22 protein-coding genes, 3 tRNA genes, 1 pseudogene and 1 riboswitch are annotated in these 25,226 nt (G+C 45.4%); of the genes and pseudogenes, 7 read left to right on the top strand and 19 right to left on the bottom strand.

Annotated elements, in window-relative coordinates; all coding sequences use genetic code 11:
* Window positions 1–67: 67 nt before the first annotated feature.
* Both H8S18_RS01490 and H8S18_RS01485 read left to right on the top strand, forming a co-directional pair.
* Window positions 68–143, top strand: a tRNA-Ala gene (locus tag H8S18_RS01490).
* A 153-nt stretch (window positions 144–296) separates the two neighbouring features.
* Window positions 297–1,523: a hypothetical protein gene (locus H8S18_RS01485; protein ID WP_186856538.1), complete on the top strand. Its 1,227-nt coding sequence runs from the start codon at window positions 297–299 to the stop codon at window positions 1,521–1,523.
* A 33-nt stretch (window positions 1,524–1,556) separates the two neighbouring features.
* On the opposite strand, the gene H8S18_RS01480 is transcribed toward H8S18_RS01485, so the two are convergent.
* The 13 genes from H8S18_RS01480 to H8S18_RS01420 form a co-directional block, all read right to left on the bottom strand.
* Window positions 1,557–1,928: an ACT domain-containing protein gene (locus H8S18_RS01480; RefSeq protein WP_207721617.1), complete on the bottom strand. Its 372-nt coding sequence runs from the start codon at window positions 1,926–1,928 to the stop codon at window positions 1,557–1,559.
* Window positions 1,925–3,295 carry an ASKHA domain-containing protein gene (locus H8S18_RS01475; RefSeq protein ID WP_186856536.1) on the bottom strand — a complete coding sequence of 457 codons (1,371 nt, stop codon included), beginning with the start codon at window positions 3,293–3,295 and terminating at the stop codon, window positions 1,925–1,927. The genes H8S18_RS01480 and H8S18_RS01475 overlap by 4 nt, the downstream gene beginning before the upstream one ends.
* A gap of 86 nt (window positions 3,296–3,381) precedes the next feature.
* A complete protein-coding gene (locus H8S18_RS01470) occupies window positions 3,382–4,014 on the bottom strand; it encodes a corrinoid protein (protein WP_186856535.1) in 633 nt (210 codons plus the stop codon).
* Between the two features lie 429 nt (window positions 4,015–4,443).
* The gene (locus tag H8S18_RS01465; protein WP_186856534.1) at window positions 4,444–5,340 is read right to left on the bottom strand and encodes a cation diffusion facilitator family transporter; all 897 of its coding nucleotides are present in this window, start codon (window positions 5,338–5,340) and stop codon (window positions 4,444–4,446) included.
* A gap of 141 nt (window positions 5,341–5,481) precedes the next feature.
* Window positions 5,482–6,321: a DUF1002 domain-containing protein gene (locus tag H8S18_RS01460; RefSeq protein WP_186856533.1), complete on the bottom strand. Its 840-nt coding sequence runs from the start codon at window positions 6,319–6,321 to the stop codon at window positions 5,482–5,484.
* 275 nt (window positions 6,322–6,596) lie between these two features.
* Window positions 6,597–6,673: transfer RNA gene (locus tag H8S18_RS01455), tRNA-Pro, on the bottom strand.
* A 3-nt stretch (window positions 6,674–6,676) separates the two neighbouring features.
* Window positions 6,677–6,752, bottom strand: a tRNA-Thr gene (locus tag H8S18_RS01450).
* A gap of 109 nt (window positions 6,753–6,861) precedes the next feature.
* Window positions 6,862–7,980: a THUMP domain-containing class I SAM-dependent RNA methyltransferase gene (locus H8S18_RS14915; protein ID WP_186856532.1), complete on the bottom strand. Its 1,119-nt coding sequence runs from the start codon at window positions 7,978–7,980 to the stop codon at window positions 6,862–6,864.
* Window positions 7,977–8,654: an HD domain-containing protein gene (locus tag H8S18_RS01440; protein ID WP_186856531.1), complete on the bottom strand. Its 678-nt coding sequence runs from the start codon at window positions 8,652–8,654 to the stop codon at window positions 7,977–7,979. Before H8S18_RS01440 ends, H8S18_RS14915 begins: the two co-directional genes overlap by 4 nt.
* On the bottom strand, window positions 8,654–10,354 hold the full coding sequence (locus H8S18_RS01435) for a tetratricopeptide repeat protein (RefSeq protein WP_186856530.1): 1,701 nt from the start codon (window positions 10,352–10,354) through the stop codon (window positions 8,654–8,656). The genes H8S18_RS01440 and H8S18_RS01435 overlap by 1 nt, the downstream gene beginning before the upstream one ends.
* A 2-nt stretch (window positions 10,355–10,356) precedes the next feature.
* Window positions 10,357–11,238, bottom strand: a complete 882-nt coding sequence (hslO, locus tag H8S18_RS01430; protein ID WP_186856529.1) for an Hsp33 family molecular chaperone HslO — start codon at window positions 11,236–11,238, stop codon at window positions 10,357–10,359.
* The gene (locus H8S18_RS01425) at window positions 11,231–11,998 is read right to left on the bottom strand and encodes a class I SAM-dependent DNA methyltransferase (protein WP_186856528.1); all 768 of its coding nucleotides are present in this window, start codon (window positions 11,996–11,998) and stop codon (window positions 11,231–11,233) included. The genes hslO and H8S18_RS01425 overlap by 8 nt, the downstream gene beginning before the upstream one ends.
* Window positions 11,991–13,139: a M20 metallopeptidase family protein gene (locus tag H8S18_RS01420; RefSeq protein ID WP_186856527.1), complete on the bottom strand. Its 1,149-nt coding sequence runs from the start codon at window positions 13,137–13,139 to the stop codon at window positions 11,991–11,993. Before H8S18_RS01420 ends, H8S18_RS01425 begins: the two co-directional genes overlap by 8 nt.
* A gap of 118 nt (window positions 13,140–13,257) precedes the next feature.
* Window positions 13,258–13,440, top strand: a riboswitch (Lysine riboswitch).
* Between the two features lie 155 nt (window positions 13,441–13,595).
* Here H8S18_RS01420 and H8S18_RS01415 point away from each other — a divergent pair.
* The 5 genes and pseudogenes from H8S18_RS01415 to H8S18_RS01400 all read left to right on the top strand — a co-directional run bounded on the left by H8S18_RS01415 (window position 13,596) and on the right by H8S18_RS01400 (window position 18,142).
* Window positions 13,596–14,609: an aspartate-semialdehyde dehydrogenase gene (locus tag H8S18_RS01415; RefSeq protein WP_186856526.1), complete on the top strand. Its 1,014-nt coding sequence runs from the start codon at window positions 13,596–13,598 to the stop codon at window positions 14,607–14,609.
* A gap of 21 nt (window positions 14,610–14,630) precedes the next feature.
* Complete coding sequence (gene dapA / locus H8S18_RS01410; RefSeq protein ID WP_186856935.1) at window positions 14,631–15,512, top strand: 4-hydroxy-tetrahydrodipicolinate synthase; 882 nt, start codon at window positions 14,631–14,633, stop codon at window positions 15,510–15,512.
* Between the two features lie 13 nt (window positions 15,513–15,525).
* Window positions 15,526–16,281: pseudogene (gene dapB / locus H8S18_RS15010) on the top strand (4-hydroxy-tetrahydrodipicolinate reductase); the annotation flags it as partial.
* Window positions 16,264–16,740 carry an ACT domain-containing protein gene (locus H8S18_RS15005; protein ID WP_407926953.1) on the top strand — a complete coding sequence of 159 codons (477 nt, stop codon included), beginning with the start codon at window positions 16,264–16,266 and terminating at the stop codon, window positions 16,738–16,740. The pseudogene dapB and the gene H8S18_RS15005, both read left to right, overlap by 18 nt.
* Window positions 16,741–16,813: 73 nt before the next feature.
* A complete protein-coding gene (locus tag H8S18_RS01400) occupies window positions 16,814–18,142 on the top strand; it encodes an NAD(P)/FAD-dependent oxidoreductase (protein WP_407926952.1) in 1,329 nt (442 codons plus the stop codon).
* A 44-nt stretch (window positions 18,143–18,186) separates the two neighbouring features.
* Here the strand turns inward: H8S18_RS01400 and H8S18_RS01395 are convergent, their stop codons facing one another.
* From H8S18_RS01395 to purF, 6 genes are all read right to left on the bottom strand, one after another.
* Window positions 18,187–19,146, bottom strand: coding sequence for a biotin synthase BioB (locus H8S18_RS01395; RefSeq protein WP_186856523.1), 960 nt, complete (start codon window positions 19,144–19,146; stop codon window positions 18,187–18,189).
* A gap of 136 nt (window positions 19,147–19,282) precedes the next feature.
* Window positions 19,283–20,542 carry a phosphoribosylamine--glycine ligase gene (purD, locus tag H8S18_RS01390; RefSeq protein WP_186856522.1) on the bottom strand — a complete coding sequence of 420 codons (1,260 nt, stop codon included), beginning with the start codon at window positions 20,540–20,542 and terminating at the stop codon, window positions 19,283–19,285.
* Window positions 20,543–20,560: 18 nt separating this feature from the next.
* Window positions 20,561–22,102 carry a bifunctional phosphoribosylaminoimidazolecarboxamide formyltransferase/IMP cyclohydrolase gene (gene purH / locus H8S18_RS01385; protein WP_186856521.1) on the bottom strand — a complete coding sequence of 514 codons (1,542 nt, stop codon included), beginning with the start codon at window positions 22,100–22,102 and terminating at the stop codon, window positions 20,561–20,563.
* A 16-nt stretch (window positions 22,103–22,118) separates the two neighbouring features.
* On the bottom strand, window positions 22,119–22,736 hold the full coding sequence (purN, locus tag H8S18_RS01380) for a phosphoribosylglycinamide formyltransferase (protein ID WP_186856934.1): 618 nt from the start codon (window positions 22,734–22,736) through the stop codon (window positions 22,119–22,121).
* On the bottom strand, window positions 22,733–23,746 hold the full coding sequence (purM, locus tag H8S18_RS01375) for a phosphoribosylformylglycinamidine cyclo-ligase (protein ID WP_186856520.1): 1,014 nt from the start codon (window positions 23,744–23,746) through the stop codon (window positions 22,733–22,735). The genes purN and purM overlap by 4 nt, the downstream gene beginning before the upstream one ends.
* Window positions 23,747–23,761: 15 nt before the next feature.
* Complete coding sequence (purF, locus tag H8S18_RS01370) at window positions 23,762–25,225, bottom strand: amidophosphoribosyltransferase (protein WP_186856519.1); 1,464 nt, start codon at window positions 25,223–25,225, stop codon at window positions 23,762–23,764.
* Window position 25,226 lies beyond the last annotated feature (1 nt).

The raw sequence follows: 25,226 nt of genomic DNA, 5'->3' as shown, positions 1-25,226 counted from the left end.
TCTAATTTTATGCTTGAAATTCGAATCGAACTTTGGTAAAATATAATTCGCGTGATGAATTGCATTTGGGGGTATAGCTCAGCTGGTAGAGCGCTTGCTTCGCATGTAAGAGGCCAGCGGTTCGAATCCGCTTATCTCCACCAAGAAATAAGTCCCTTTTAAGCGGGCTTATTTTTTTCCCCTTCTATCTTCCAGACGTTTTTTCTCCTTTTTGTACATGGAGTTTTATTTCGAGTGCGCAAGCGCGGTAATTATTTTTTCAACCCAGGCAACATTATGTATGCTATAATGAAAGCATGAAATCGCGGCAAACAATACTATATAAACGGAAATTCGATTGGCTGCTGTTCGGGACACTGATTATTCTCGTTTGGGGTTATATTCTTTTCCATGACCTCTTTGGCGGCACGCTTTTTTCTTATAATGATTGGGACAGTTACACACTACAAGCTCTTGCATGGCGTGAGGGTAACGCTTTCCTTCCCCAGAACTATTCCTGGCTCGAGCTTGCAGAATATGAAGGGAATTATTATGTATCTTTTCCGCCCGTCCCTTCCCTTATCATGTTTCCATTGACTTTCATTTTCGGTTCTGACGTTCCGAGTAATTTTGTCATCATGGTATATTCTCTTTTAAGTGTCGTTTTTGCCTATAAATGTTTTTGCAAAATAGGTGTGCGGGATATTTTTGCGATGTTTTGGGCAATATTTTTTATATTGGGCAGTAATATGTTCTGGATGTCCACTTCCGGCGGCTCCTGGTTTTTGGCCCAAGGACTGAATCTCACCTTGTGTTTTGGGTCCATTCTTTGCTTTCTATACCATAAAAAGACATTATCCCTGATTCTGCTTGCGTTTGCTGTTGGATGCCGTCCATTCTCTATTTGCCTTTTTCTGATCATGTTTCTATATTTCTGTATACAGGAGTACCGGGAGGCTTCCTCGCCAAAAATCGGATTTATTGTGCTTCATAAGATGAAATACCTGATTATTCCTGCGTTTATCGCCCTAAGTTACTGCTCATATAATTATATTCGCTTCAACGATCCTTTCGAATTTGGCCACAACTATTTGCCTGAATTTACAGGAGCCGGCAATGAACAATTCGGACTTCAATACCTACAAGAAAACGCTTATAATATTTTTTTGCGCCCTGTAACCCTGCTGGGCGATGCTTCCCTCGATATTCCACAATTTAACGGATTTATGTTTTTCGTTGCCAATCCAATTTTTATTATATGGTTTGTCATGGTGATTCGCGATGTGTCATCTAAGAAGATGACACTGGAAAAAATATTGTTGATTATAGGCTTTTCGGCAAGCCTATTGCTCCTTTTGAGCCATAAAACATTTGGCGGCTGGCAATTTGGTGCCCGGTATACAGTTGACCTGTTACCCTTTGTCCTTCTGTATTTTCTTTTTTCCAACAAAGGCAAGCCCGCGAAATGGGAATTTTTCCTCGGTTCATTTGCCCTCCTGTTTAATCTGTATGGGGCAGTCTTTATGCATCTGCAAATCCCATAAAAAATACGCCTGCCTGTAGGCGTATTTTTTATTTCAGATATCAATTACATAATCATTTTTCTGCAGAGCAGATATTCCACGCTCCAGTTCTTTTTCACGAAGCAGGATATAATCTGTATTATACGTTGAAACACAGAAGATACTAATTTTCTCTTTGGCAAGCGCATCGCTGATTCCGGCCAGAATTCCCACCAAAGAAAAATCAAGGTGACCTTCCAGTTTCAGCAACGCAAAGTCTCCCTGGACCTTCGTGGCGACTGCAGGAATGCTTTCCTGCTTACATACGAGGGAGAATTCCTCCTCCGTCACCGTAAGGCTCAAAAAATCCTTTGCCTGCGGCAAGTAGGCTTCTTTCAGCTTACAGACCGCATAAATTCCCTTTTCTACCGAAAGCCTTATGCTCAAAAATACATACACTCCACATATTTATCCATAAAATACGGATTGCTCCCAAGCTCTACATGCTTTCCAACCGCACAAAGATGGTTCATATCTTTTTCATACGCCCGATCGAATAAAGCCATGCTTGCACCCGCGCCTGCAGCATTTCCAACGCTGATTACTTCCCTGAAGTCAGCTGACAGCAGGCCAATTTCGGTTGCGCTTTGCTGGTTCATATAATTTCCGAAACCTCCGGCAAGATAAACCCGTTTAATATCCTTCACCTGCATCTCGGCTTCTTTAACAAGGGAAAGCACACCTGCCGCAACGGCAGCTTTTGCCGTCTGAAGTTCACGGATATCCTTTTGGGTAATGAACACCTGATCTGTAATCAGAATAACTGGTTCGCCATCCTTCTCACCAATAAACCGGCTGCCCGTTTCATCCGCGATTCGCCCCGTTTCATCAATCACGCCAATCTTGCGCATCAAGGCAATCGTGTCAAGAAGACCCGATCCGCATAATCCCTGTGCATTTCCACCGCCAATGACAGTTGTTTTCAATTTTCCCTGCAATGCATCCACACTGTTAATTGCACCCTTCACACCTGCCATTCCGCAACTGATTTGAGCGCCCTCAAAGGCTGGTCCTGCAGCGGTAGACGTGCTCAGGATAAAATCTTTGTTACCGATGGCCACTTCGCCATTGGTACCAATGTCCATCAGCAGGCAAATTTCATCGGAACCGGCAAAACCAGTTGCTAAAAGCGCAGAGGTAATATCTCCCCCTACAAAAGCTGACATGCATGGTGTTAAATAGCACTGAGCGCCCGGCAGAGCAATCCCAAGCTTCTCCGCAGACTCATAGCAGCCAAACGTGGAAAGCGGCTCAAACGGCAATACGCCCATTGATACGGGCGATAAATTAGCAAGCAAATGCAGCATCGTCGTATTTCCGGTAATAACGCATTCCGCAATCTGTTCGCGCGTTACTCCACTTTCGTCAAAAGCTTCATCCATCAACGAATTCAGCTCTTTTATAATAGCATCGTTCATTTTTTTCAGGCCGTCATTCTGATCCGTACAAAATTTGATACGTGAAATAACATCCAACCCCAAAGACGCCTGTGCGTTGATCCTGCTTTTTACACAGATGCATTTTGCTTCATCAAAATGATATAAGTAGGCAACAACGGTTGTCGTGCCAATATCAACAGCAATTCCATATCCGGTTTTTTCTGTTTTTAGTTCCGGCATGACTCCATCCGTCAATATTTTCATTTCAGCGCGTAAATCTTTTGCCTCTGCGTCCTGCTGCGCAAACTTTATACAGTGTTTATGTGGGCATTTGCCAAATAAACACTCCCCTCTGCATACCAGTTCTTTTTCCATTTTTCCTCTCCTAGCAATACTGTTTCAGAATATAAATGTGAAAAAAAGAGCTGCCAAGCAACTGACAGCTCTTAAAATCTAAGCCTTTACTGGCAAATCTGCAATGCAACATCGCTCGCGCTGGAAGCGTCCGCCGTATAATAATCTGCACCAATTTTATTTTTAAAGTCTTCGGTAACAGGTGCGCCGCCGACCATAACTTTAATTTTATCCTTTACGCCCTTTGCATTAACTTCGTCAACAACTTCTTTCATAACCGCCATTGTCGTCGTCAGCAGTGCGGAGCAGGCAATTACCTGTGCGCCTTCCGCGATTGCAGTGTCAACGAACTTTTCAGCAGATACGTCAACGCCAAGATCAATTACGTCAAGGCCCTTACTTTCCAACATAATTTTTACAAGGTTCTTACCGATATCGTGCAGGTCGCCTTTTACCGTTCCAAGAACAACTTTGCCTTTAGACTCCACCTTTTCCGAAGCCAAGGCTCCTGCCAGTGAATCGATACCCGCCTGCATAGCACGAGCTGCAATCAGAACTTCCGGTACATACACCTGATTATTTTTGAATTTTTCCCCGATGATAGACATCCCGACCAGAAGTCCATCCTGCAACAGATCTTGTGCGTTAGTTCCTTTTTCGAGCTCTGCCGCAATGATCTCTTTTACGTTGTTCGCTCTCCCCTGCTGAACCAACGTACTCAAATCTTCATAAACACTCATTTAAACATCCTCCCCGTTTTTTTGCCCGTAGGCAATATTTATTAGTAGAACTATACCTTACTATAATCATACTGCGAATATTTTCTTATTTATTATACTATTTTCTCTTTTTTTGGATTCTTTGAACGAATTTCATACAAAATTGCTCTTTAGCCCTGCACAAACTTTGCTATTAGGCGCAAAGCATTATTCATTTTCTATTCATATTTCATTCATATGCATTTCATAATTCACTGGTATGATACATATAAAGAAAAGCAGTTACAACTTTTCATAAATCTTCTTTCTCTAAAAGGCCGCAAGGCCTTTGGCCATCCCGCCGGGAGGCGTTAAACATATATGATACTTCCGAGAAAAAAATCTGTTGCACAGCAGCAGATTTTTTTCTCGATACAAATAAAAATAATTGGAATATCCTCAAGACCTTTTTCACAACTGGCAGTGCCTTCCCTCTTCATGCGGCAAATCGGGATTAACATGAACAATTACATCATCCAGTTCAGGATAGGATGCAAGAAGTTCTTCTTCAATTTTTTTTCCAATTTCATGACTTTTAATTACAGTCATATCACGGTCAACAGATATTTTGACTACAAGGATCGACTTTGCTCCAACCGGCTTCGTATTCAGGCTATCAATATGGTCAATCCCGTCGATTTCCATTACCCGTTTCTTATATTCCTCCAATGTCTTTTCGCCAACGCCAGCATCCATCAATACGCGTGCCGACTCCAACACGATTATAACTCCGCTATAAATAATCCATGCGGATATTGCAAGGCCAATCAGCCCATCCATGAAATATAGACCTGCCATGCTCAAAAAAATTGCGGCAAGCGTACCGGAAGTCACAAAGACATCATTTCTATGATCCTGTGCATTTGCCTTAATCAGCACACTATTAAATTTTTTGCTTTTTTTGATGCAATAACAATACAAAATAAATTTGGAAATAATCGTCGTTCCTGCAACGCCGACCAGCCACCATGAAAATTCCAGTTCTGCTCCCGAGGAAAGAGAGTCCACCGATCCCGTAATCGTATAAATTGCCATTACGACCATAGAAAATCCAATAATCATCGAAGCAATATACTCGGCCTTCCCATGTCCCCATGCATGGTCGGCATCTTTCGGTTTTGCTGCATAAATGCTTCCAAGCAGGGTAACGGTAGAGGCGAATACGTCTCCCATACTATTAAACCCATCGGCAATCATCGCTTGACTTCCCGACGAATATCCCGCGGTTAATTTCAACAGTAGCAATACAATATTGACTGCGATGCCAAGTATCGCGACTTTCTTACCGGATGAAAAACGATCTTCCAATTCCTGTGCTGCCCTTCTTTTCTAAACACTATTTTTATAGCGATTGGTTTTTTTCTATTATACCGCAAAGTAAGAAATGTTGCATTTTTTGTACAAAAAAACCGTTCCAATAATTTATTGGAACGGTTTCGCCGCAAAGGCTCACTTTCCTCCGCCAAACAGGTTAACAAAGAAATCTCCTATACTTTTAAAGAAATCTCCTACGCTTGTGAAGAAATTTTCTACTCCCTGCTTTGCCTGGAACAAATTCAAGAATGTGTCGGGATCCAAATTCAGTTCGTTGAATTTCTTGACGAGTTCCAATATTTGCTGGATCTGGTCATCCGTCAATGTTACCTCATATTTATCGGCCGTTTCTTTGATCAGTTCAATGATCTGATCATCCGTCATATTTTTAGTTTCTTTCAGCTTGCCCTTCAGGTCGTTAATAATATCAATCGACACATCCCCAAGAGCTTCCTGCAGTTCACCTGTCACCACAAGTTCTTCTACTGCGGTATCCTTTGCAAATTCGCTTAATACCGTACCTGTCATATCTTCATAGGCTTTATAAATTCCTGCGAGGGCTCCCGTACCCGAAACAGGCTTATACGCCGTGATTTTCACTTTTGCATCCGTTACGCCTGCCGTAGAAAGCGCCGCTTTATACATTTTCTCCGTCACGTAATTGATGTTATTGACCTCGAGCTCGATCCCACTGCCGTCATTAGGTTCAATGTAAACGCAGGAAAGCGCTACATTTCCGATTTTTTGATCTGGAACAAGTCCTTCCAAATACTGCCTTTCCTCACCGTTGGTAACTTGCAACTCCGTTACATCACCGCGATTGATTCCAAAATAATTATAAACATCCGCAATCTGGTCTTCCGTATTATCTGCGCCGATAACGACGCGCGCCTCTTGGGAAGCCGCAAGGGCCGGTGCAGCAAAAGACACTGCTAAAACAACGGTCAGCACGACTGCCATAATCTTTTTAAACATAATAGTAACTACCTTTCGTGAGTTAATATAGCTGAATTATAGCATGGCTTTCCACAAAATTCAATTTACACGGCCTTTTTTCAAACATTGTTAATAGTTTATTAAGAAAATTGTATGCTATAATAAAAATTATAAATACTTAGGTGTCTGCGTATTTAGCGGTCATTTATCCCAAATAATTAGTTCATACGAAACATGGTTTTAACGGTAGTTATGTAACTTTTTGAAAAATAGCACATAAAAATGACACACATATACGTGTGTCATTTCCGTTTTGGTCGGGGTGACAGGATTTGAACCTGCGACCTCTTCGTCCCGAACGAAGCGCGCTACCAAGCTGCGCTACACCCCGGTATGGAGCCAACGAGCGGACTCGAACCGCTGACCTGCTGATTACGAATCAGCTGCTCTACCACCTGAGCCACGTTGGCACCTATTTATTGCCGACTTCTAATATTTTATCAGATTTATGACAAAAATCAACTATTTTTTTAAAATTGCATACGTAATTTTAAATTTGTTAAGAAACGTGTTGGTTCTCTAATGCTTTTTTCTGAAATATTGATAATAGGTGCATTTAATGCTACCATTATAAAGTTTCCTGCGCTTGTCTGCTTTCGCCCCGTATTTTGCTTCAAACTGATTATCCGCGGTAATAACAAATATCACTGTATCCTCAAGGGGACGCAAGGCCTCTCCCATGGCGCGGTAAAGTTTCGCTACTTCTTTCTCTTCACCCATGCGCACCGCATAAGGAGGATTGGTAATGACAGAAGCTGGGCGGCAAGGTTGTTCAAACTCCCGTACATCTTTTTTTGAGAACCGGATATACTGGGCAACATCCATATTGTGCGCATGTTCTTTTGCAAGCTCAAGTGTTTTCCGATCAATATCGCCTGCAAAAATATCCATTTCCGGCTCTTTTAAGAGACTCTGCGCATATTCCTTCATTTCCGCAAATTGTTTGCGGAATTCATTGCCGTATCCCTGTGCATCAAATCTCCGTTTGAGTCCCGGTGCCATGCCGGAAGCCAGCATGGCTGCTTCAATCGCAATCGTTCCGCTTCCGCATAGTGGGTCATAAAAATCACGTGTACGCCACCGCGAAATCATAATAAGTGCTGCAGCAAGCGTTTCCTTGAGTGGAGCCTGCGCGTTTTTCAATCGATACCCTCTTCGATTGAGCCCCATTCCACTGGTATTCAAGGCAATTGTCACCTGATCTTTAAAAAGGTTTACGTAGAGATTGAACATGCTTCCGTTTTCTTCAAACCGTTCTTTTGGATATACCTTTTGCATTGCCGTCACTACGGCCTTTTTGGTAACTGCCTGTACGTCCGATACGCTCCCAAGGGCCGACCTCACCGCATTCCCATCAACCGGAAAACGCGCGTCGGACGGCATGATATCCCCAAAAGGGATAGCCGCTACGCCTTCAAACAAATCGTCAAACGTTATAGCTCTAAATTCTTTTAGCACCAGATAGACCCTGTCCGCCGTACGCAAAAAAATGTTAGCCTTTGCAATTCCCTTTTCATCCGCATCGAAATAGACACGGGCATCCTGCGCACTGACATTTTCAAACCCTAAACCTTTCAGTTCATCCGCAAGAATGCCTTCAATCCCAAACGCACACGAGGCGTAGCACCGATATTTCACGCCTGCTGACCTCCAATTTTGTTCATCACCAGTCCATTGATTACAAGCTTAAACGTACATCCCAAAAATGCCGCGCTTTTTTCACACATTTTCATGCGGCCCAGATAGATATCCAGAAACTCCATTGGTGTTGCGTAATCTTTCATTTTCAATTCGAACGTAATTTGGTTCTTTTCCTGGGAAACACGCACATCTGTCTCATAAATAGAAAGATTTACCCGGTCATGAATATCGTCCATATCTTTGTGTTTTACGCGCTTTTTATACGCATCCACCTTATCCGCAATAATCAAAGCCGCCGCAATGTCGCTCACGGGCGTTCCTGTTTCCTCGTCGTGCGCACCAACTGCAGAACAAATATCGCATACATCCTGCAAATCCATATCAATCCGCTGGAATTCGTCAAATAAAAGTGTCGCTCCCGTAAGAGAATGCATTTTCCGGTTGATCATGTTGCCGACATCATGTGTCCATCCCGCAATACGCGCAAGTTCTGCGCGGTCTTCCGGATATCCTAATTTTTCTAATATTTCTCCGGCAATCCTGCTCACATAGCCCACGTGCCGCGGCCCATGATCCGTATACCCAAGCGTTTCAAGGCAAGTATTCGCCTGTTCCACTAAAATCCTTATCCTTGGATTTTCTTTAATTTTTTCTGATGAAATTCTTGCCATTATTTTTCCTCTTTCTCTCCAACCGTATTAATAATCTCCATCGCAATTGCCGAAAGCCTGTTTACATCAGCGTTAAAAAGCGCCGCAATCTTCCGGGGTTCTGCCGTCTTTCCATTCAGGTAGAGCGTTGCAAAGGCAATCGCTGCGGCGAATTCTTTTGTCTCGGGAAAATATGTGTTCCCTGCACCCCGTTCGGTGAACTCCTGAAGCAGGCTCACAGCTTTCCCCGCCAATTGTTCTGAATATTCCCCGCTCACAACACTGACAAGGAGATCGAACAGCTTATCAAAATATTTTGTTGCATTCTCTTCTACATTGTCGAGAATTCCAACCTTTACTTCAACGATGCCTCCATTAAAGTAAGCGATATATGGCTCGTCTGCATGCATACGCTTTAACGCGATAAATATTTCATTCTTAATTTCATCCGGTTGGCTTCTTTTCAGGATATAGCGCCGGAATACCCGCTCTGCTTTTTCTCCGCCAAATCCGCTGATAATCTCTACCACCGTCTGTTTGATGAAATTATCCCCGTATTCAAGACCCCACAGGAGAATATCTTTCAGTTTTCTGTCGTTTTCCCATAACTGTTTGAATTCTTCCTCTGGTAATTTCATTTTTTCATTCAAGTAGCGAATACGGTTTCTAGCCTCATTGGGCGGAACTTGAAATACATAACTAAGTTCGTCGTGCGCCTTTTTCCCTTCCATTACGTCTTTCACATATTTTAAATAATAGCTTGCTATGCTCTCCTCCGGCTCCAATTTGATAATATCCGAAAAGAAGTTTACAGATTCTGCGTAACGCTTCATATTAAAGCTTGCAACCCCCGCACAAAACAAAACTTTTTCATCGTACGGGCAGGTCGCAAGAATATTGCTTAAATACTTAAGCGCTCTTTCATGTTCTCCGATTTCACAATAAGTAATTGCAATTTTATAAAAATCATCCTGTGTATTTCTCTGCCCGCGCTCTGTTTTTTCAACATACCTGCAAGCCGCAGCGTGGTCTTTTCGGCTCAAAAACATCGCCATATTGCAATTGGCATGTATGTTTTCCGGATCACGCTCTAAGACCTTCTGGGTAATTCTGATTGCTTCTTCCGTCTTTTTCATACAATAATAAGAAAGAGCAAGATTATTTTTTGCAAATAGCATATCCGGGTCATTTGTATTGATCTTCTCCAGAACCTCAATTGCCTTTTGATATTCGCAATTGTCAAGGTGGCGTTTACCCTCTTCTGCCAGCTTTTGTTGTTTTAGTTCATAGGCATCCTCTAGAAGATATTCTTCCTCTTCCTCGATATCGCAAAATAAGGATAAAAATTCTTCCACCTCTTCACGATATTCACCATCCGGGGATGTCGTTAAATATTTCTCAAAGCTTTCTTCCGCTTTATCAAGGTCTCCCAGACCAATAAAGTTGCATCCCATGCCAAAGAAGCATTCGCTCCGTTCGTCCTTTGCTTTCATTTGAATTTCAAACAATACACTGTTTGATTCCTCATACTTCGAAAGCTCGGTTAGGATTTCCGCAAGTTTCATCATGTAATCGAGGTTTCCGGGAGCTTTTTCAAGCGCTTTGCGTACCATAGGAAGCGCCCCCAGGTAATTCATATTATCTATCATTTTCAGCGCCGACTGGAAATAAAAATCCGCCGGGCGTTCAAAATTGATAATCTTCAGGTTCTGTTTCTCCATTCTTATTCCTTCACTGCCTGTTCAAGCAGTTTTCTTAATTCTTCCGCTGAAAACCAATATTTCTTATTACAAAAACGACAAACGATTTCCGCACCGTCATCTTTTTCAATCATATCCTGTATTTCATTCTTTCCCAGCGAAATAACCACTTCATTCAGCCGTTCTTTGGAACAATCACATTTCCATAAAGGCTGTTGTTCTTCTAAAATTTCAAGATTCATCCCTTCAAATATTTGCTCAATTGCTCCTCTTGCGCCTTGCGGGAGCATATACATTGCATAGTTCAAAATATCCCCTGCCCGTTTCTCAACTTCGCTTAAGGTGTCTTTCGAGCACCCCGGCAAAGGCCGTACAATGACGCCGCCTGCATTCACAATGCTCATATCCGTCTCCAGCCATGTATTAACATAAACCACCGACGGCTGCTGCTCCGATACGAGAAAATAATTAGCGATATCCTCCCCGATTTCCCCTGTCAGCATAGGCGTTTTACCAATATACGGTTCGCGCAGCCCTAAATCTTTAACTACCGTTACGAATCCGTCGGTTCCTACTGCCCCAGCGATATCGAAAGCGCCTTTTTCGTTCGCCGCAGTGTTTACCATTGGGTTTGCAATATATCCTTTCATATGAAGCATCGCATCTCCCACGACCATAATTGTCCCTGCCGGTCCTCCGCCATTAATCATCAGGGTAATCCGGTCATGCTTGCTTTTCAGCATAGAGGCCATCATCGTCCCGGCTGCAAGTGTCCGTCCGAGGGCGATGGTTGCCACTGGCATTGTTTCGTGTATTTTTCTTGCTGTCTCGACCATCTCGCTAACATCGCATGCGCATACCGTCGCTTCACCGTTCAGCATCGCTTTGATCAATACATCACTCATTGTTTTTTCCTTTCTTCACAGCCTGAAACTGTATTCTTTCTTCCTGTGCACAAGGCTCGTCTCCAGTTAAAAAGCCATGAACCTTGATATTTGCAAATCCAGTATCGCAAAGCATTGCCTCAATTTCTGCGGACTTCCATGCTCTTTGCACATGGATTTCATCCCTGCGCTCATAAATATCTCCATCCTGACGTGTAAAGAAGGTCAGTTCCATCGTTACGGTTTTTCTTTCACTGTCAAACCGATTTTGCCAAAAATACGTTTTGTCTTCGCCATCATCATAGTAAAATTCATTTCCAAGGATGTTTTCCAGCTTATAGGCGGAACTTATATCAAATAAAAAAATCCCATCCTCCTGTAAATTTGCATAGGTTTGCTCAAAAAAACGTCGAAGCTCCGCATCGGTCAACAGGTAATTGACTCCATCGCAAGCGCAAACTGCGGCGCACGCGGGCCTATTTAGCCGAAAACGGCACATATCTTCGCATACGTAATTTACTCTCAAAGCATTTTTACGCGTTTTTTCCTGAGCACAGAAAAGCATCTCCTCTGAAGCGTCCACAGCCGTAACATGATAACCCGCTTTTGCCAGCGGCAGCGTTACATTTCCCGTCCCGCACGCGTATTCCAAAAGATCCGCGCCCGGCTCCACGCCGCTTGCACACAGTTGGGCAATAATATATTGGGACCAATCTTCATAAGGCGCGTCATACATCAAGTCATCATATAGCTGCGCGAGCGCCCCATACTGCTCATTCAAAACCAGTTACCCTCAAAAAATATTCTACACCATTTAATAGTGCCTGTTCGTTAAAGTTGAATTTGCCCGAATGAAGGGGCTGTGCACCTTCCGCTTCCGCAACTCCTATAAAAGAATATAAACCGGGAACCGTGCGTTGAAAATTAGAAAAATCCTCCGCCATCATAAAAGGCTGCGCTATCTGGAATTCATCTTCTCCGAATTTCGCCGCTGCGCATTCAAAAAGCCGCTTATCATTGACTACTGCCGGATAACTCATAGGCTCACAATACGAGCAATCCACGCCATACATACTCCCGGTCCCTTCCAGCAACTCATGCATGCGGCATTTCACCGTATCCATTACCTTCGGCTCAAATGCGCGCATCGTTCCTTCCAGATGCACGTTTTCGCAAATTACATTCTGCGCCCGGCCGCCTTCAATCCGGCCGATCGTGACCACAGCCGTCTCATAAGGATCAATGCTACGCGATACAATTGTCTGAGCTCCCATGATAAACTGTGCTGCCGCAACAAGCGCGTCATTCCCGTCCTGTGGTTTGGCTCCATGGCTTCCCCTGCCCCTGATGTCAATTAGAAAATCGGACATCTGGGCCATAATCGGTCCCGGCTTCATACCTACTATGCCAAGCGCAAGATAGGGCCATAAATGAATTCCATAAATTTCATCTACATCCGGATTTTGGAGCGCGCCGTCCTCAATCATAGGCTGCGCTCCGCCAACAGTTTCTTCCGCGGGCTGGAATAAAAAAACAAAGTTTTTATCAATGCGTTCCCGCGCCTCTCCAACCAGTTTCGCACACACAAGCGCAATTGCCATATGCCCGTCGTGGCCGCAGGCGTGCATGAGGCCCTCATTCCGGGATGCAAACGAACATCCTGTTTTTTCTTCAATACGCAAACCATCCATATCCGCGCGAATCGCCACTGTTTTGGCAGGATTTTTTGCAAAAAAAACTGCTTTAATCCCGTTGTTTCCACACATTTGCAGTATGTCCGGCGCAAGCGTTCCGAGGTAACTCATAAGGTACTCGTGCGTCTCAGAAACATCAAAAGAATAGCCTGGAATTTTATGCAGCTCACGACGCAGCTTCACTAACTCGTCCCATTGCAGTTTTACTGTGTCCCTGACTTCTATCATCTTACGGTTCCCTTCCTGCTCATATACTAACTAAATCATACCGTTTCCCCACTCATTTCGCAAGTATTTCAGATGGAAAAGTATTTACATGCCAGGGGGGATGTTGTATAATGACAATTGAACAGACAGAGGCGCGTTACAGCATCAGTACCGCAAAATGATGAGCTCTCGGCGGAGCGGTTGTATTTTGCAGGAAAGGGCTTAACGCCGAAGACGTTATGTGCGCCGGGCATAGCGGTCTGGGGATACGGTTAATAGCCGTGTCACTGTCACCGCCCCGCGGTGTTGCGCTGCTGCGATCGGATGAATTATGGATGCAGAGGACGGCGCAGTATGTGTGCCGCCCTTTTTGTTTGAGTTGCGGCGGGAAAAAAATAGGCTAGGTAACAGAAAACGGAAACCGTTTTTTAAATATTTCAGAAATGCCGTTCTGCGGCAAAGAATAGGAGACTAAGAATGAAAAAGTATAATGTTGCTGTCGTTGGCGCTACCGGTATGGTAGGCAGGAAATTCCTGCAGGTTTTGGAAGAACGCAACCTGCCTGTAGAAAATTATTATCTTTTTGCAAGTTCCCGCAGCGCAGGCAAAAAAGTGGATTTCATGGAAAAAGAATATACCGTGGAAGAGCTTACGGAAACCTGCTTCGACGGCAAAGATATCGATATTGCCCTGTTTTCAGCTGGCGGCGGCACAAGTGAAAAATTTGCCCCGTTTGCGGTAAAAGCGGGAGCGCTTGTTATTGATAATTCAAGTGCATGGCGTATGGATCCCAAGGTTCCGCTCGTCGTTCCGGAAGTGAACCCTGAAGATATCGAATGGAATACCGGCATTATCGCCAATCCAAATTGCTCTACGATTCAGGCTATGGTCGCCTTGAAGCCACTTGATGACAAATATAAAATCAAGCGTGTAGTTTATTCGACATATCAGGCAGTATCCGGTGCGGGAATGGGCGGATACAGCGATCTTGAAAATGGAATTAACGGAGATGCGCCGAAAAAATTCCCCTACCCGATTTTTGGCAACTGTCTGCCGCAGATCGATGTGTTTGATGAGGACGATTATACGAAAGAAGAACTTAAGATGGTGAATGAAACACGCAAAATCCTTCATAACGACGATATGCGCATCACTGCAACCACGGTTCGGGTTCCTGTATTTCACGGGCACAGCGAATCCATTAATGTCGAGTTTGAAAAAGAGTATGATCTCGACGATCTAAAGAAGACACTCGCCGCTTTCCCCGGCCTTATTGTGATGGACGACGTGAAAACAGGCGAAGGTAAAGGAAAATATCCAATGGCTATTGAAATTGCCGGCAAGGATGAGGTTTATGTCGGACGTATTCGCCGTGACCGTTCCGTGGATTCCGGCGTGAACCTTTGGGTCGTCGCCGACAATATCCGGAAAGGTGCGGCAACAAATGCCGTGCAGATCGCTCAAAAATGGATAGAAATGCAAGACAACTAATTTTGATTCACAGGAGATTATATAATGATTTTTAAAGGTTCCGGTGTTGCGCTTGCAACGCCTTTCACGGAAAACGGAATTGCATACGATACGCTTGAAAAGCTCGTCGAATTCCAGATTGAAAACGGCACCGATGCGTTAATCGCATGCGGTACGACAGGAGAGCCCGCTACGATGACGGACGAAGAACAACGTTCGGTCATTGAGTGTGTTGTCAAAGCTTCGGCTGGACGGATTCCTGTGATTGCGGGCGTAGGAGGTAATAATACCGCGCATGTGATCTCCTGTGCAAAAGCGGCCCAGGCCGCCGGTGCAGATGGCCTTTTGGCCGTTACCCCCTATTACAACAAATGTACGGATGCGGGCCTGATCGCTCACTTTGGCGCTCTTGCGGATGCGACCGATCTGCCGATTGTCATCTATAACGTCCCTAGCCGGACTGGGGTCAATATCTGTGCTTCTGTATATGAGAAGCTTTGCTGCCACGAAAAAATCGCAGGCATCAAAGAAGCGAGCGGAAATATTTCGCAGGTTGTTGAAACGGCACGCCTGACCCGCGGTAAAGCCGCTTTATACAGTGGAAACGACGATCAGGTTGTTCCCCTGCTTTCCCTCGGAGGAAGCGGCGTTATTTCCGTAGTAGCAAATATCATGCCGAAATATATGCACAACATGGTAATGAACTACCTGAACGGCAAAATGAAGGAAGCAAGTGAGATGCAGCTTGAAATCAACCCGCTCATACAAGCTTTATTCAGCGAAGTCAACCCGATTCCTATTAAAACCGCTCTTCGTATGATGGGGTTTGATATGGGGCCGCTTCGTCTTCCACTTACAGAGATGGGCGATAAGACTTATAATAATCTTCTGGCGCAGATGCGCCAGTTTGGACTTTGTGATTAAGAAAGGCTGAAAAATGATTAAAATTTTGATCAGCGGTGCCAATGGCAAAATGGGGCAGATGATCGCCGCATGCGTCGCGGAAACAGAAGATATGGTGGTGGTTGCAGGAGTAGATAAAATGCCTGACGCGCGGCAGAATTCATTTCCTGTCTATCATGATTTCTCAGGCATTGCGGAGCCGGTAGACGTGATTATTGATTTTTCGAGGCCCGATGCCCTGCACGGTTTGCTCAATTTCGCACAGGAAAAGAACAGTGCCGTTGTCTTGGCAACAACGGGGTATTCGGCGAACGATAAGATGATGATTGTGAAATATTCCGGTCATATCCCAGTCTTTTTTTCCGCCAATATGTCCCTAGGGGTCAACCTTCAAATGGAGCTCTGCAAAACTGCTTCTGAATTTTTAGGCGATAAATTCGATATTGAAATTATCGAGAAGCACCACAATCAAAAAGTAGATGCTCCCAGCGGCACAGCGCTTGCTATCGCAGACAAAATAAACGAGGTCTTTTCCGGGGACAAGGAATATATTTATGGCCGCACCCCCAAAGTACGTGCAAAGCGCGTGCAAAAAGAAATCGGTATCCATGCGGTGCGCGGAGGAACAGTGGTCGGCGACCATGACGTACTGTTCCTTGGTAATGACGAGGTCATCGAAATCCATCACCGTGCCCTTTCCCGGCAGATTTTTGCCGAAGGCGCTGTACGGGCTGCACAATTTTTAGCAGGTCGTTCCCCGGGCCTTTATTCCATGGAAGATATTATCTCTGGAAAAAAGATCGTAAGCAGTATCTATGTGGAAGAGGAAAACAATGCGATTGTCACCCTTATTAATATGCCGCACGATCCTGTTTATATTGCAGACGTATTTGACCGCATTGCCAAAAACAGCGTCAATATCGCGACAATCAGTCAAGCCTACCCGCAGGACGGCACGGTTGATATCACTTTTTCCGTCGCGTCATCCGATCTTAAAACGGTCAGGGCTACGCTCGATTTGATGGAAGGCCTTTCTTATAAATGTGTTTCCGATATTACAAAACTCACGATTGAAGGAGACGGTATGGCCCGCCAGTATGGCGTAGTATCTAAGCTGTTTTCTGCATTTGCGGCGGATTGCATCAAAACATACATCGTTACTGATTCGGAAACAAGGATCTCTTTCTGCTTGAAAAACCAGGATGCAACCAAGGCGATCAAGGCTGTTACACAGGCATTCAGCTTGTAATTTCACCAACTGAGGTAACTATAAATTGAAAAAATATGATGTAGCAATCATCGGGGGCGGTATCAGTGGAATCATGTGTGCATACCGCCTAACGGAATCAAACCCTGCCCTTGCGGTCGCATTGATCGAAAAAGGTCATGCAATTACCGGACGCATATGCCCAATCATAAAAAAAACTGCGGATCATTGTGTAAAATGTCCTTCCTGCGCCATTATGGAAGGCATGGCGGGCGCGGGTGCTTTTTCGGATGGAAAATATGTAATTTCCACGGAATACGGCGGATGGCTGACGGAATTTTTAGAGCCGCAAACCGTTATTGACTATATTGAACAGGCCGACCGCCTGCTCGTTTCCTTTGGCGCTACAACCGAACGCTTTATGCCCAATAACAGTCTTAAGGCGGAATGCCTTAAGTACGACCTCCATATGTCACAAGCTCAGCTAAAGCATCTCGGTACGGATGAGAACTTTGACACAATGCGCAGAATGATCGAGCATATTTCAGAAAAATGCGACATTTATACGGATACCGACGTGACAGATGTTGACGCGGCTGCACATACTATTTTGGCGCAGGCAAAAACAGAATCTTTGGAATTTCAGGCGAAACATATCATCTTTGCCGTAGGGCGTGCGGGAAGTCAATTTTTTACGAAGTGGTGCAAGAGCAACAACGTCGTCCTGACCAACAATCAGGTGGATATCGGCGTTCGTGTAGAGCTTCCTTTCAGTGTGTGGGAACATTTTTCCAAACAAATTTACGAACCGAAAATCTGGTATCGCAGCAAGGCATATGGCGATACGACACGTATGTTCTGTTTCAATGAAAAAGGAAATGTTGTAACGGAAAATACGAATGGCGTGCTGACGGTAAACGGTCATTCCTATCGTGACCAGTCACGTAAAACGGATAATTCCAATTTTGCTCTCCTTACAACAATCCGTTTCACAGAACCGTTCAAGGAGCCCATCGAATATGCGCGTCATGTAGCCAGCCTTGCCAACCTGATCAGTGGTGACAGCGTCCTTGTGCAACGCTTCGGCGATCTTTTGTCCGGACGGCGAACAGATGCAAAGCGGCTCGCGCAATCCACTACCCGGCCAACCTTGCATGCAGTCCCCGGAGATTTAAGCCTCTGTCTGCCAAAACGCCAGCTTGACAATATTATTGAAACACTATATGCGCTGGATAAGATTGCACCCGGCACGGCCAACTACGATACCCTGCTTTATGGAATCGAGTGCAAATATTATTCCGCCCGACCACTTGCGCATGATTTTGAACTGGATGGATTTGATCACATTTATGCGGCCGGCGACGGTGCGGGATTTACACGTTCCCTCTCGCAGGCAGCAGCCAATGGTCTCTATGTTGCGGATAAGATTTTAGAGCAATTTTAGAAAATCAAAAAGCCAGCCCCGTGGGTTGGCTTTTTTGTTATGCCTTAATCAACATGATATTCTGCTTCCTCAAGCAAGGCAATCACTTCATCCACGCCAAAGCCCCTTCCCTTTTCCGTCTCTCCTTTTGTGTCCCGTGGGTTTACGCCAATTTCCGCATAAAGTTGGTTTACGCCTGCCAGCAGCGCCATCTTTTTTGGTTCATGAATATTCATAGATTTTCCCGGGTTTGTCACAAGCCGTGCCACTGCCGCAATCTTTGTCTGCTCCAATTCCGTAATCGGTTTTTCATGTTCGAAAGCAGTTCCCCGAACCGGTGTGCGCGCCATCACAGCCATTACATCAACACCATACTCCCGTGCACGGATCATTTCGTCCGCCATTTCATCGTAGGAATGTTCTCTTCCAATTGGTTCCACGCAATAATAAAGATCCAAACCAGCCTTTTTAATGGCATCCAAGGTTCTGATTCGCTGTTCCCGAGGCAATGCCGTATCGCTTCCCTCACGCAGGCGTACAATGTGGTAAGCGGCGCCAAATCCTGCATCTTTCAGCTTTAGTGCATAAGCATCGTCAAAATCTCCAACATTCGCTACCATAATTACATGAGGCGGCAATATTGCTCTTACAGCCTTCCCAATCTTCAGAAAGTCTTCCTGACTATAATCCGCCGTTGTCATCAAAAACAGTGCAGTAATGCGTGCAAAATCAATTTTATTCACTTGCTCCAAAATTTCCCCCTGGGACTTTGAGGCCTGTTCTTCTACACAGAAATTATCTTTTGCAATGGAACAAAATTTGCAGTTTCCGCTGCAGGGATCGGAATTAATTCCAATCTGCACGAAAATATAACCCCTATTCTGGTAATTTTTTCTGGAAAGTTCGTTTGCCTTTGCAATCAATTCATAAAATTCCGGTGATTGGTTATGCGTTTTCAGTAAAGCCACAGCATCTTCCTTTGTCAGTTGAACCCCTTGATCGACTTTTCGTAAAATAGATTTCATCTTATATTTATCTCCAATTTAATTATGCCTTTATTGTAGCGAATTTTTCCCCATTGTGATAGGAAAATTATTTTTTGTTTTGTAAAATGAAACACAAAACGGCCGCATTTCTGCGGCCGTTTTTCATTTTATTTTATTACTTTATTCCTATATCTTTTCTGTAGTGGGCGCCTTCAAACCTGATTTTCTCTATGTTCCGGTAGGCAATTTCCCGCGCATGCTGAATATCCCTTCCCGCGGCTGTTACACCCAGTACGCGCCCGCCATTTGTATATAGCCTGCCGTCTTCCCCCAGTTTTGTTCCCGCGTGGAACACCATCACGCTGTCTTCAACGTCATCCAAACCTTCAATCAGCTTTCCGCTCTCGTATTTTTGCGGATAACCGCCCGACGCCATCACTACGCACACCGCGTTGCCATCCTTCCATTGGAAAGATACCTGATCGAGTGTGCCGTCAATGACCGCATCGACCACCTCCATAAGATCCGTATCCATCATCATAAATACCGACTGCGCTTCCGGATCGCCGAGCCGTGCATTATATTCCAATACTTTAAGTCCGTCTGGTGTAATCATCAATCCAAAAAAGATCACACCCTTAAATATACGGCCTTCCGCATTCAGCGCTTCCACCGTCTTTTCAAAAATTACCTTGCGGGCATATTCCTGTAATTCCGGTGTAAACTTCGGTGATGGTGCAAAGGTTCCCATGCCGCCCGTATTTAGCCCTTCATCGCCATCATACGCTCTTTTATGATCCTGTGCGGACACCATGGGCAAAATCGTTTTTCCATCGCAGAATGCAAGCACAGACACTTCAGGACCGGTCATAAATTCTTCTATCACGACCTGTGCACCCGCTGCGCCAAATTTTTTATCCAGCATGATCTCTTGCACAGCTTGCTTCGCCTGCTCAAAATCATCACAAATAAGCACGCCTTTTCCAAGTGCAAGACCATCCGCTTTCACAACGATCGGATAGTTTGCTTCCGAAAGATACCGGATCGCTTTATCCGCATCGTCAAATACTTCGAAGGCAGCAGTGGGAATCCCATATTTTTTCATCAGCCATTTGGAATAAGATTTCGACCATTCGATTTCCGCAGCGGCTTTCGTTGGGCCGAATGCACGGATATCCGCCTCTTGCAGCGCGTCTACCATGCCGAGCGCCAACGGATCGTCCGGTGCGACAAATACAAGATCCATTCCGTTCTCTTTTGACCATGTAACCATTCCTTCGACATCATCCGCTTTGATCGGGACACAAGTTGCAAGCTCTGCAATCCCACCATTTCCAGGAGCACAAAAAAGCTCCAGTGCTTCGTTTCCCTGCTTTAACTTCCACAGGATTGCATGTTCCCTTCCGCCGCCGCCGACTACCAATACTTTTCTCATGCCTTACTCTCCTGTCTCTTAATGCCTGAAATGACGGATACCAGTAAATACCATCGCGATTCCATTTTCATCACATTTCTTAATGGAATCTTCATCACGGATCGAACCTCCCGGCTGGATAATCGCGGTAATACCCGCTTTGGCAGCAGCCTCTACACAGTCGTCAAACGGAAAGAAGGCATCTGATGCCATTACAGCCCCTTTTGCTTCCTCGCCGCTCCTCTCAAGCGCCATCTCCGCCGCCCAGATGCGGTTTGTCTGCCCCGGCCCAATGCCGAGCGTGCCCATATCCTTGGCAATCGCAATACCATTTGATTTCACATATTTCACAACCTTAAACGCAAACTCAAGGTTCTCCATTTCTTCATCTGTTGGTTTGCGTTTTGTAACAACCTTAAATTCACTGTCGAACATTTTATCGTTGAGCCCTTGTACCAGCAGCCCGCCTAATACCTTTTTGGTGTCAAGCCCATCTTTCGGCAAGGGCGCGGAAATTTCAGGCAGCCGTAGCACCCGCAGATTTTTCTTCTGGCAGAGAATGTCGAGCGCTTCCTTTGTATAGGAAGGCGCAACGACGATCTCCAAAAAAATCTTGCTCATCTGTGCCGCAGTTTTTTCATCGATCTCACGGTTACATGCCACAATTCCGCCAAAAATCGAAACCGGGTCACATTCGTAGGCTTTCATATAAGCATCGTAAACCGTTTCCGCGCTTCCAACGCCACATGGGTTTGCATGCTTTACGCCCACTACCGTCGTTTCTTCAAATTCACGCAGGCAATCAAGCGCTCCTGCCGTATCATTGATATTATTGAATGAAAGTTCTTTTCCATTGAGCTGCTCCGCATTTGCGAGACTCCCCGGTACGTAAAGCGGTTCCCTGTAGAACGCTGCCTTCTGGTGCGGATTCTCGCCATACCGCATTCCCTGCTGCTTTTCATATGTAATCGTCAATTTCTCCGGCAATTCTTCCGTGGCGAGCTGTTTCCTCAGGTATTGGCTAATGAGAGCATCATAGGCTGCCGTTGTCTCAAACACCTTCGCACACAACTTGAATTTTGTTTCGCGTGTTACTTCTCCCTTTTCTGCCAATTCCCTCAGCACCGTTTCATAATCGGCGCTGTCTACGATAGACGCAACATCTTGCCAGTTTTTGGCTGCCGCGCGCAGCATGGTCGGTCCGCCGATATCGATATTTTCAATCGCATCTTCCAGCGTGACATCCGGTTTCGAAATCGTTTGTTTAAATGGATAGAGATTGACGGCAACGATATCAATCGTATCCACCCCCAGCTTCTCGAGCTGCTTCATATGTTCTTCATTCCCACGCATTGCGAGGATTCCTGCATGAATTTTTGGATGCAGCGTTTTTACCCGTCCGTCAAGGCATTCCGGAAAGCCCGTAATGTCCGACACATTCGTTACTTGAATCCCGGCGTTTTCCAGCTCGCGCTGTGTCCCGCCCGTAGAAAGAATTTCAAAGCCAAGTTTCACAAGACCTTTTGCAAAATCTACTACTCCGCTTTTGTCGAATACGCTTAAAAAAGCTCTTTTCGCCATATCGTTATCCTCCAAATTATTTTAAAATTTTTACGAGTCGCCCTTCAACCCGGAGCCTGCCGCCTGCCATAAGCTCTACCGCCCGCGGCAGCAGCTTGTGTTCCGTTTCCAATACCCGTGCAGCGAGGTCCTCCGGAGTGTCGTTTTCCAGAACTGGAACCACTTCCTGTAAAATAATCGGCCCCGCATCTGCTTCCTCATTCACAAAATGAACCGTCGCACCGGAATATTTTGCACCATATGCAATTACGGCTTCATGCACATGACTGCCATACATTCCCATCCCGCAAAAGCTGGGAATCAATGCGGGATGGATATTAATGATCTTGTTTTCATAAGCGCTGATGGTTTGTGGCCCTACGATGTTAAGATAGCCCGCAAGTACAACAAAATCAGCCGAATATCTCTTAAGCGTGGTAAGGATCGCCTGGTCAAACGCTTTCACATTGTCAAAGGATTTCTTTTGTATTACCTCTGTGGGAATACCCGCCTTTTTTGCACGTTCGATTGCATAAATGTCCGGTTTACTCGCAATCAGGCAGCAGATTTCCGCATCGATCTGCCCTGCTTCCACTGCATCGATCAGGGATTGAAAATCCGTTCCCCCACCTGAAGCCATTACTGCAAATTTCAGCATAACTCGATGCCTCCATGACCGGAAACTATTTCGCCAATCTCAAATGCCTTTTCACCGGAAGCTTTAAGTGCCTCAAGCGCTGTTTTTTCATCTTCCGGTTTCACTACAACGATCATTCCGATTCCCATATTAAACGTATTATAGGCATCTCTTTCGGAAAGCTGGGCGTCGCGCACCAGCATATCAAATACAAACGGCATTTCCCATGAACCAAGCTTGATTTTTGCGTCCACCGTCTTTGGCAGCACGCGCGGGATATTCTCATAAAATCCGCCGCCCGTAATATGCGCAATTCCCTTCACATCCACTTTCTCAATCAACCCAAGAATCGATTTCACGTAAATCTTTGTAGGTTCCAACAAAAGTTCTCCCAAAGTTTTTCCCGCTTCTGGTACTATTTTGGTTTTCAAAGTCTCGTCCATTTCATACAGCTTGCGTACCAGTGAAAAACCATTGGAATGAATCCCTGTCGAACCAAGCCCAATAATTTTATCTCCAGGCTCAATTTCCGATCCGTTGATAATATCCTTTCTATTCACAATCCCTACACTGAATCCTGCAAGGTCGTATTCTCCTACGGGATAAAAACCAGGCATCTCTGCGGTTTCACCGCCAATCAGTGCACATCCTGCCTGCATGCAGCCATCCGCAATTCCACTTACGATATCCGCCGCAATACCGGGCACAAGCGCCCCCGTCGCAATATAATCCAGAAAAAACAAGGGTCTTGCACCATGGCAGACTACATCATTGACACACATCGCCACACAGTCAATCCCGACCGTATCATTTTTTTCTATCGCGAACGCAGCTTTCAGTTTTGTTCCTACACCGTCCGTTCCCGATACGAGTACCTGCCCGTTTCCAATATCGTACATCCCACCGAACGTGCCGAGGTCAGTGATTACATTTCCGTCGAAGGTCTTTTTTACATGCTCTTTCATGAGCTTTACCGCTTCATATCCGCGTTCTACATCAACGCCAGCGTCTTTATAAGTTACTGCCATTATTTCCACTCCTATTTATTCAATCGTCGCAAGGTCAAGCGCTTCCGTCTCCTTTAGCGCCGTTTTCATATCAACAGGATAATTTCCGTTGAAGCATCCAGCGCAAAAATTACATCCTGCTCCTTCCACCGTCTTCAAAAGGTCTTCGATCGAAAGATAGTTCAGCGTGTCCGCACCGATGATCTTTCGTATCTCCTCTACAGAATTTTTGGAGCCAATCAGTTGATCGTGGGACGGCGTATCGATCCCAAAAAAGCACGGGCAGACCACCGGAGGCGAACTAATCATCATGTGGACTTCCCGCGCTCCCGCAAGCCGAAGCATTTCCACAATTTTTCGGCTTGTTGTCCCCCGCACAATAGAATCGTCAATCAATATCAGCCGTTTCCCATGTACGTTGCGTTTCATTGCGTTCAGCTTCAATTTTACGCCGCGTTCCCGCAGGGCCTGTGACGGTTGGATAAAAGTACGTCCTACATAACGGTTCTTGGCAAGCGCTTTTGCGTAAGGAATTCCACTTTCCGCCGCATATCCCGATGCAGCGGGCGTTGCAGAATCCGGTACATCGCTCACAAGATCTGCATCAATCGGAAAAGCCTGCGCAAGTTTGATCCCCATATTTTCCCTCGAGCGATACACGCTGATCCCATCGATATCGGAATCGGGCCGTGCAAAATAAACATATTCAAACACGCACAGCGCCGTTTTCATAGAGGACTGCGCCTGGTAAGACTTAAGCCCGTCCTGATTGATCACAAGGATCTCTCCCGGCCGTACATCCCGGACAAATTCCGCATCGATCGCGTCGAAGGCACAGGATTCAGAGGCCACCACATAGCTGTTATCGAGTTTTCCCAATGCAAGCGGACGTATTCCCAACGGATCGCGCACGGCTATCAGCTCTTTCTGTGTCATAATCACAAGTGCATAAGAGCCGCGTACCACCTTCATCATCGCAGTGATCGCCTTCAGCATTCCCTTCCGGGATTGCCGGGCGATCAGGCTGGCCATTACTTCCGTATCGATTGTCGTCTGAAAAATTGCTCCCTCATCCTCCAGCTTTTCCCGCAAAATACTGCTATTAATCAGATTACCGTTATGGGCAAGGGCAAGTTTGCCTCCGCGGTAAGACATTACCAACGGCTGCGCGTTGTCCGCTTTACTATCCCCTGTTGTAGAGTAGCGCACATGTCCGATGCCGATATTTCCCCCAAGTATTTTCCCAAGGTTCTCCTTAAAGACTTCGGAGCACAGGCCCATTCCCTTATGGAATTTGATATCTTTTCCATCTGCGACGGCAATCCCGGCACTTTCCTGTCCCCTGTGTTGAAGCGCATAAAGTCCGAGGTAGGTTGCTTCCGCAGGATCGTAGCGACGGTCATCCATAAAAATACCGAATACGCCGCATTCCTCCACCATCACATCGTCTTTCGGCTTCCAGCGTTCATAGCTGTTATATAGATCTGGCCGAATGAACATA

The organism is Christensenella tenuis (assembly GCF_014287795.1).
In the GTDB taxonomy this organism is placed as follows: domain Bacteria; phylum Bacillota; class Clostridia; order Christensenellales; family Christensenellaceae; genus Christensenella; species Christensenella tenuis.
Note: the sequence above shows the minus strand (reverse complement) of the source record. Positions and strands in the feature narration are given on the sequence as shown.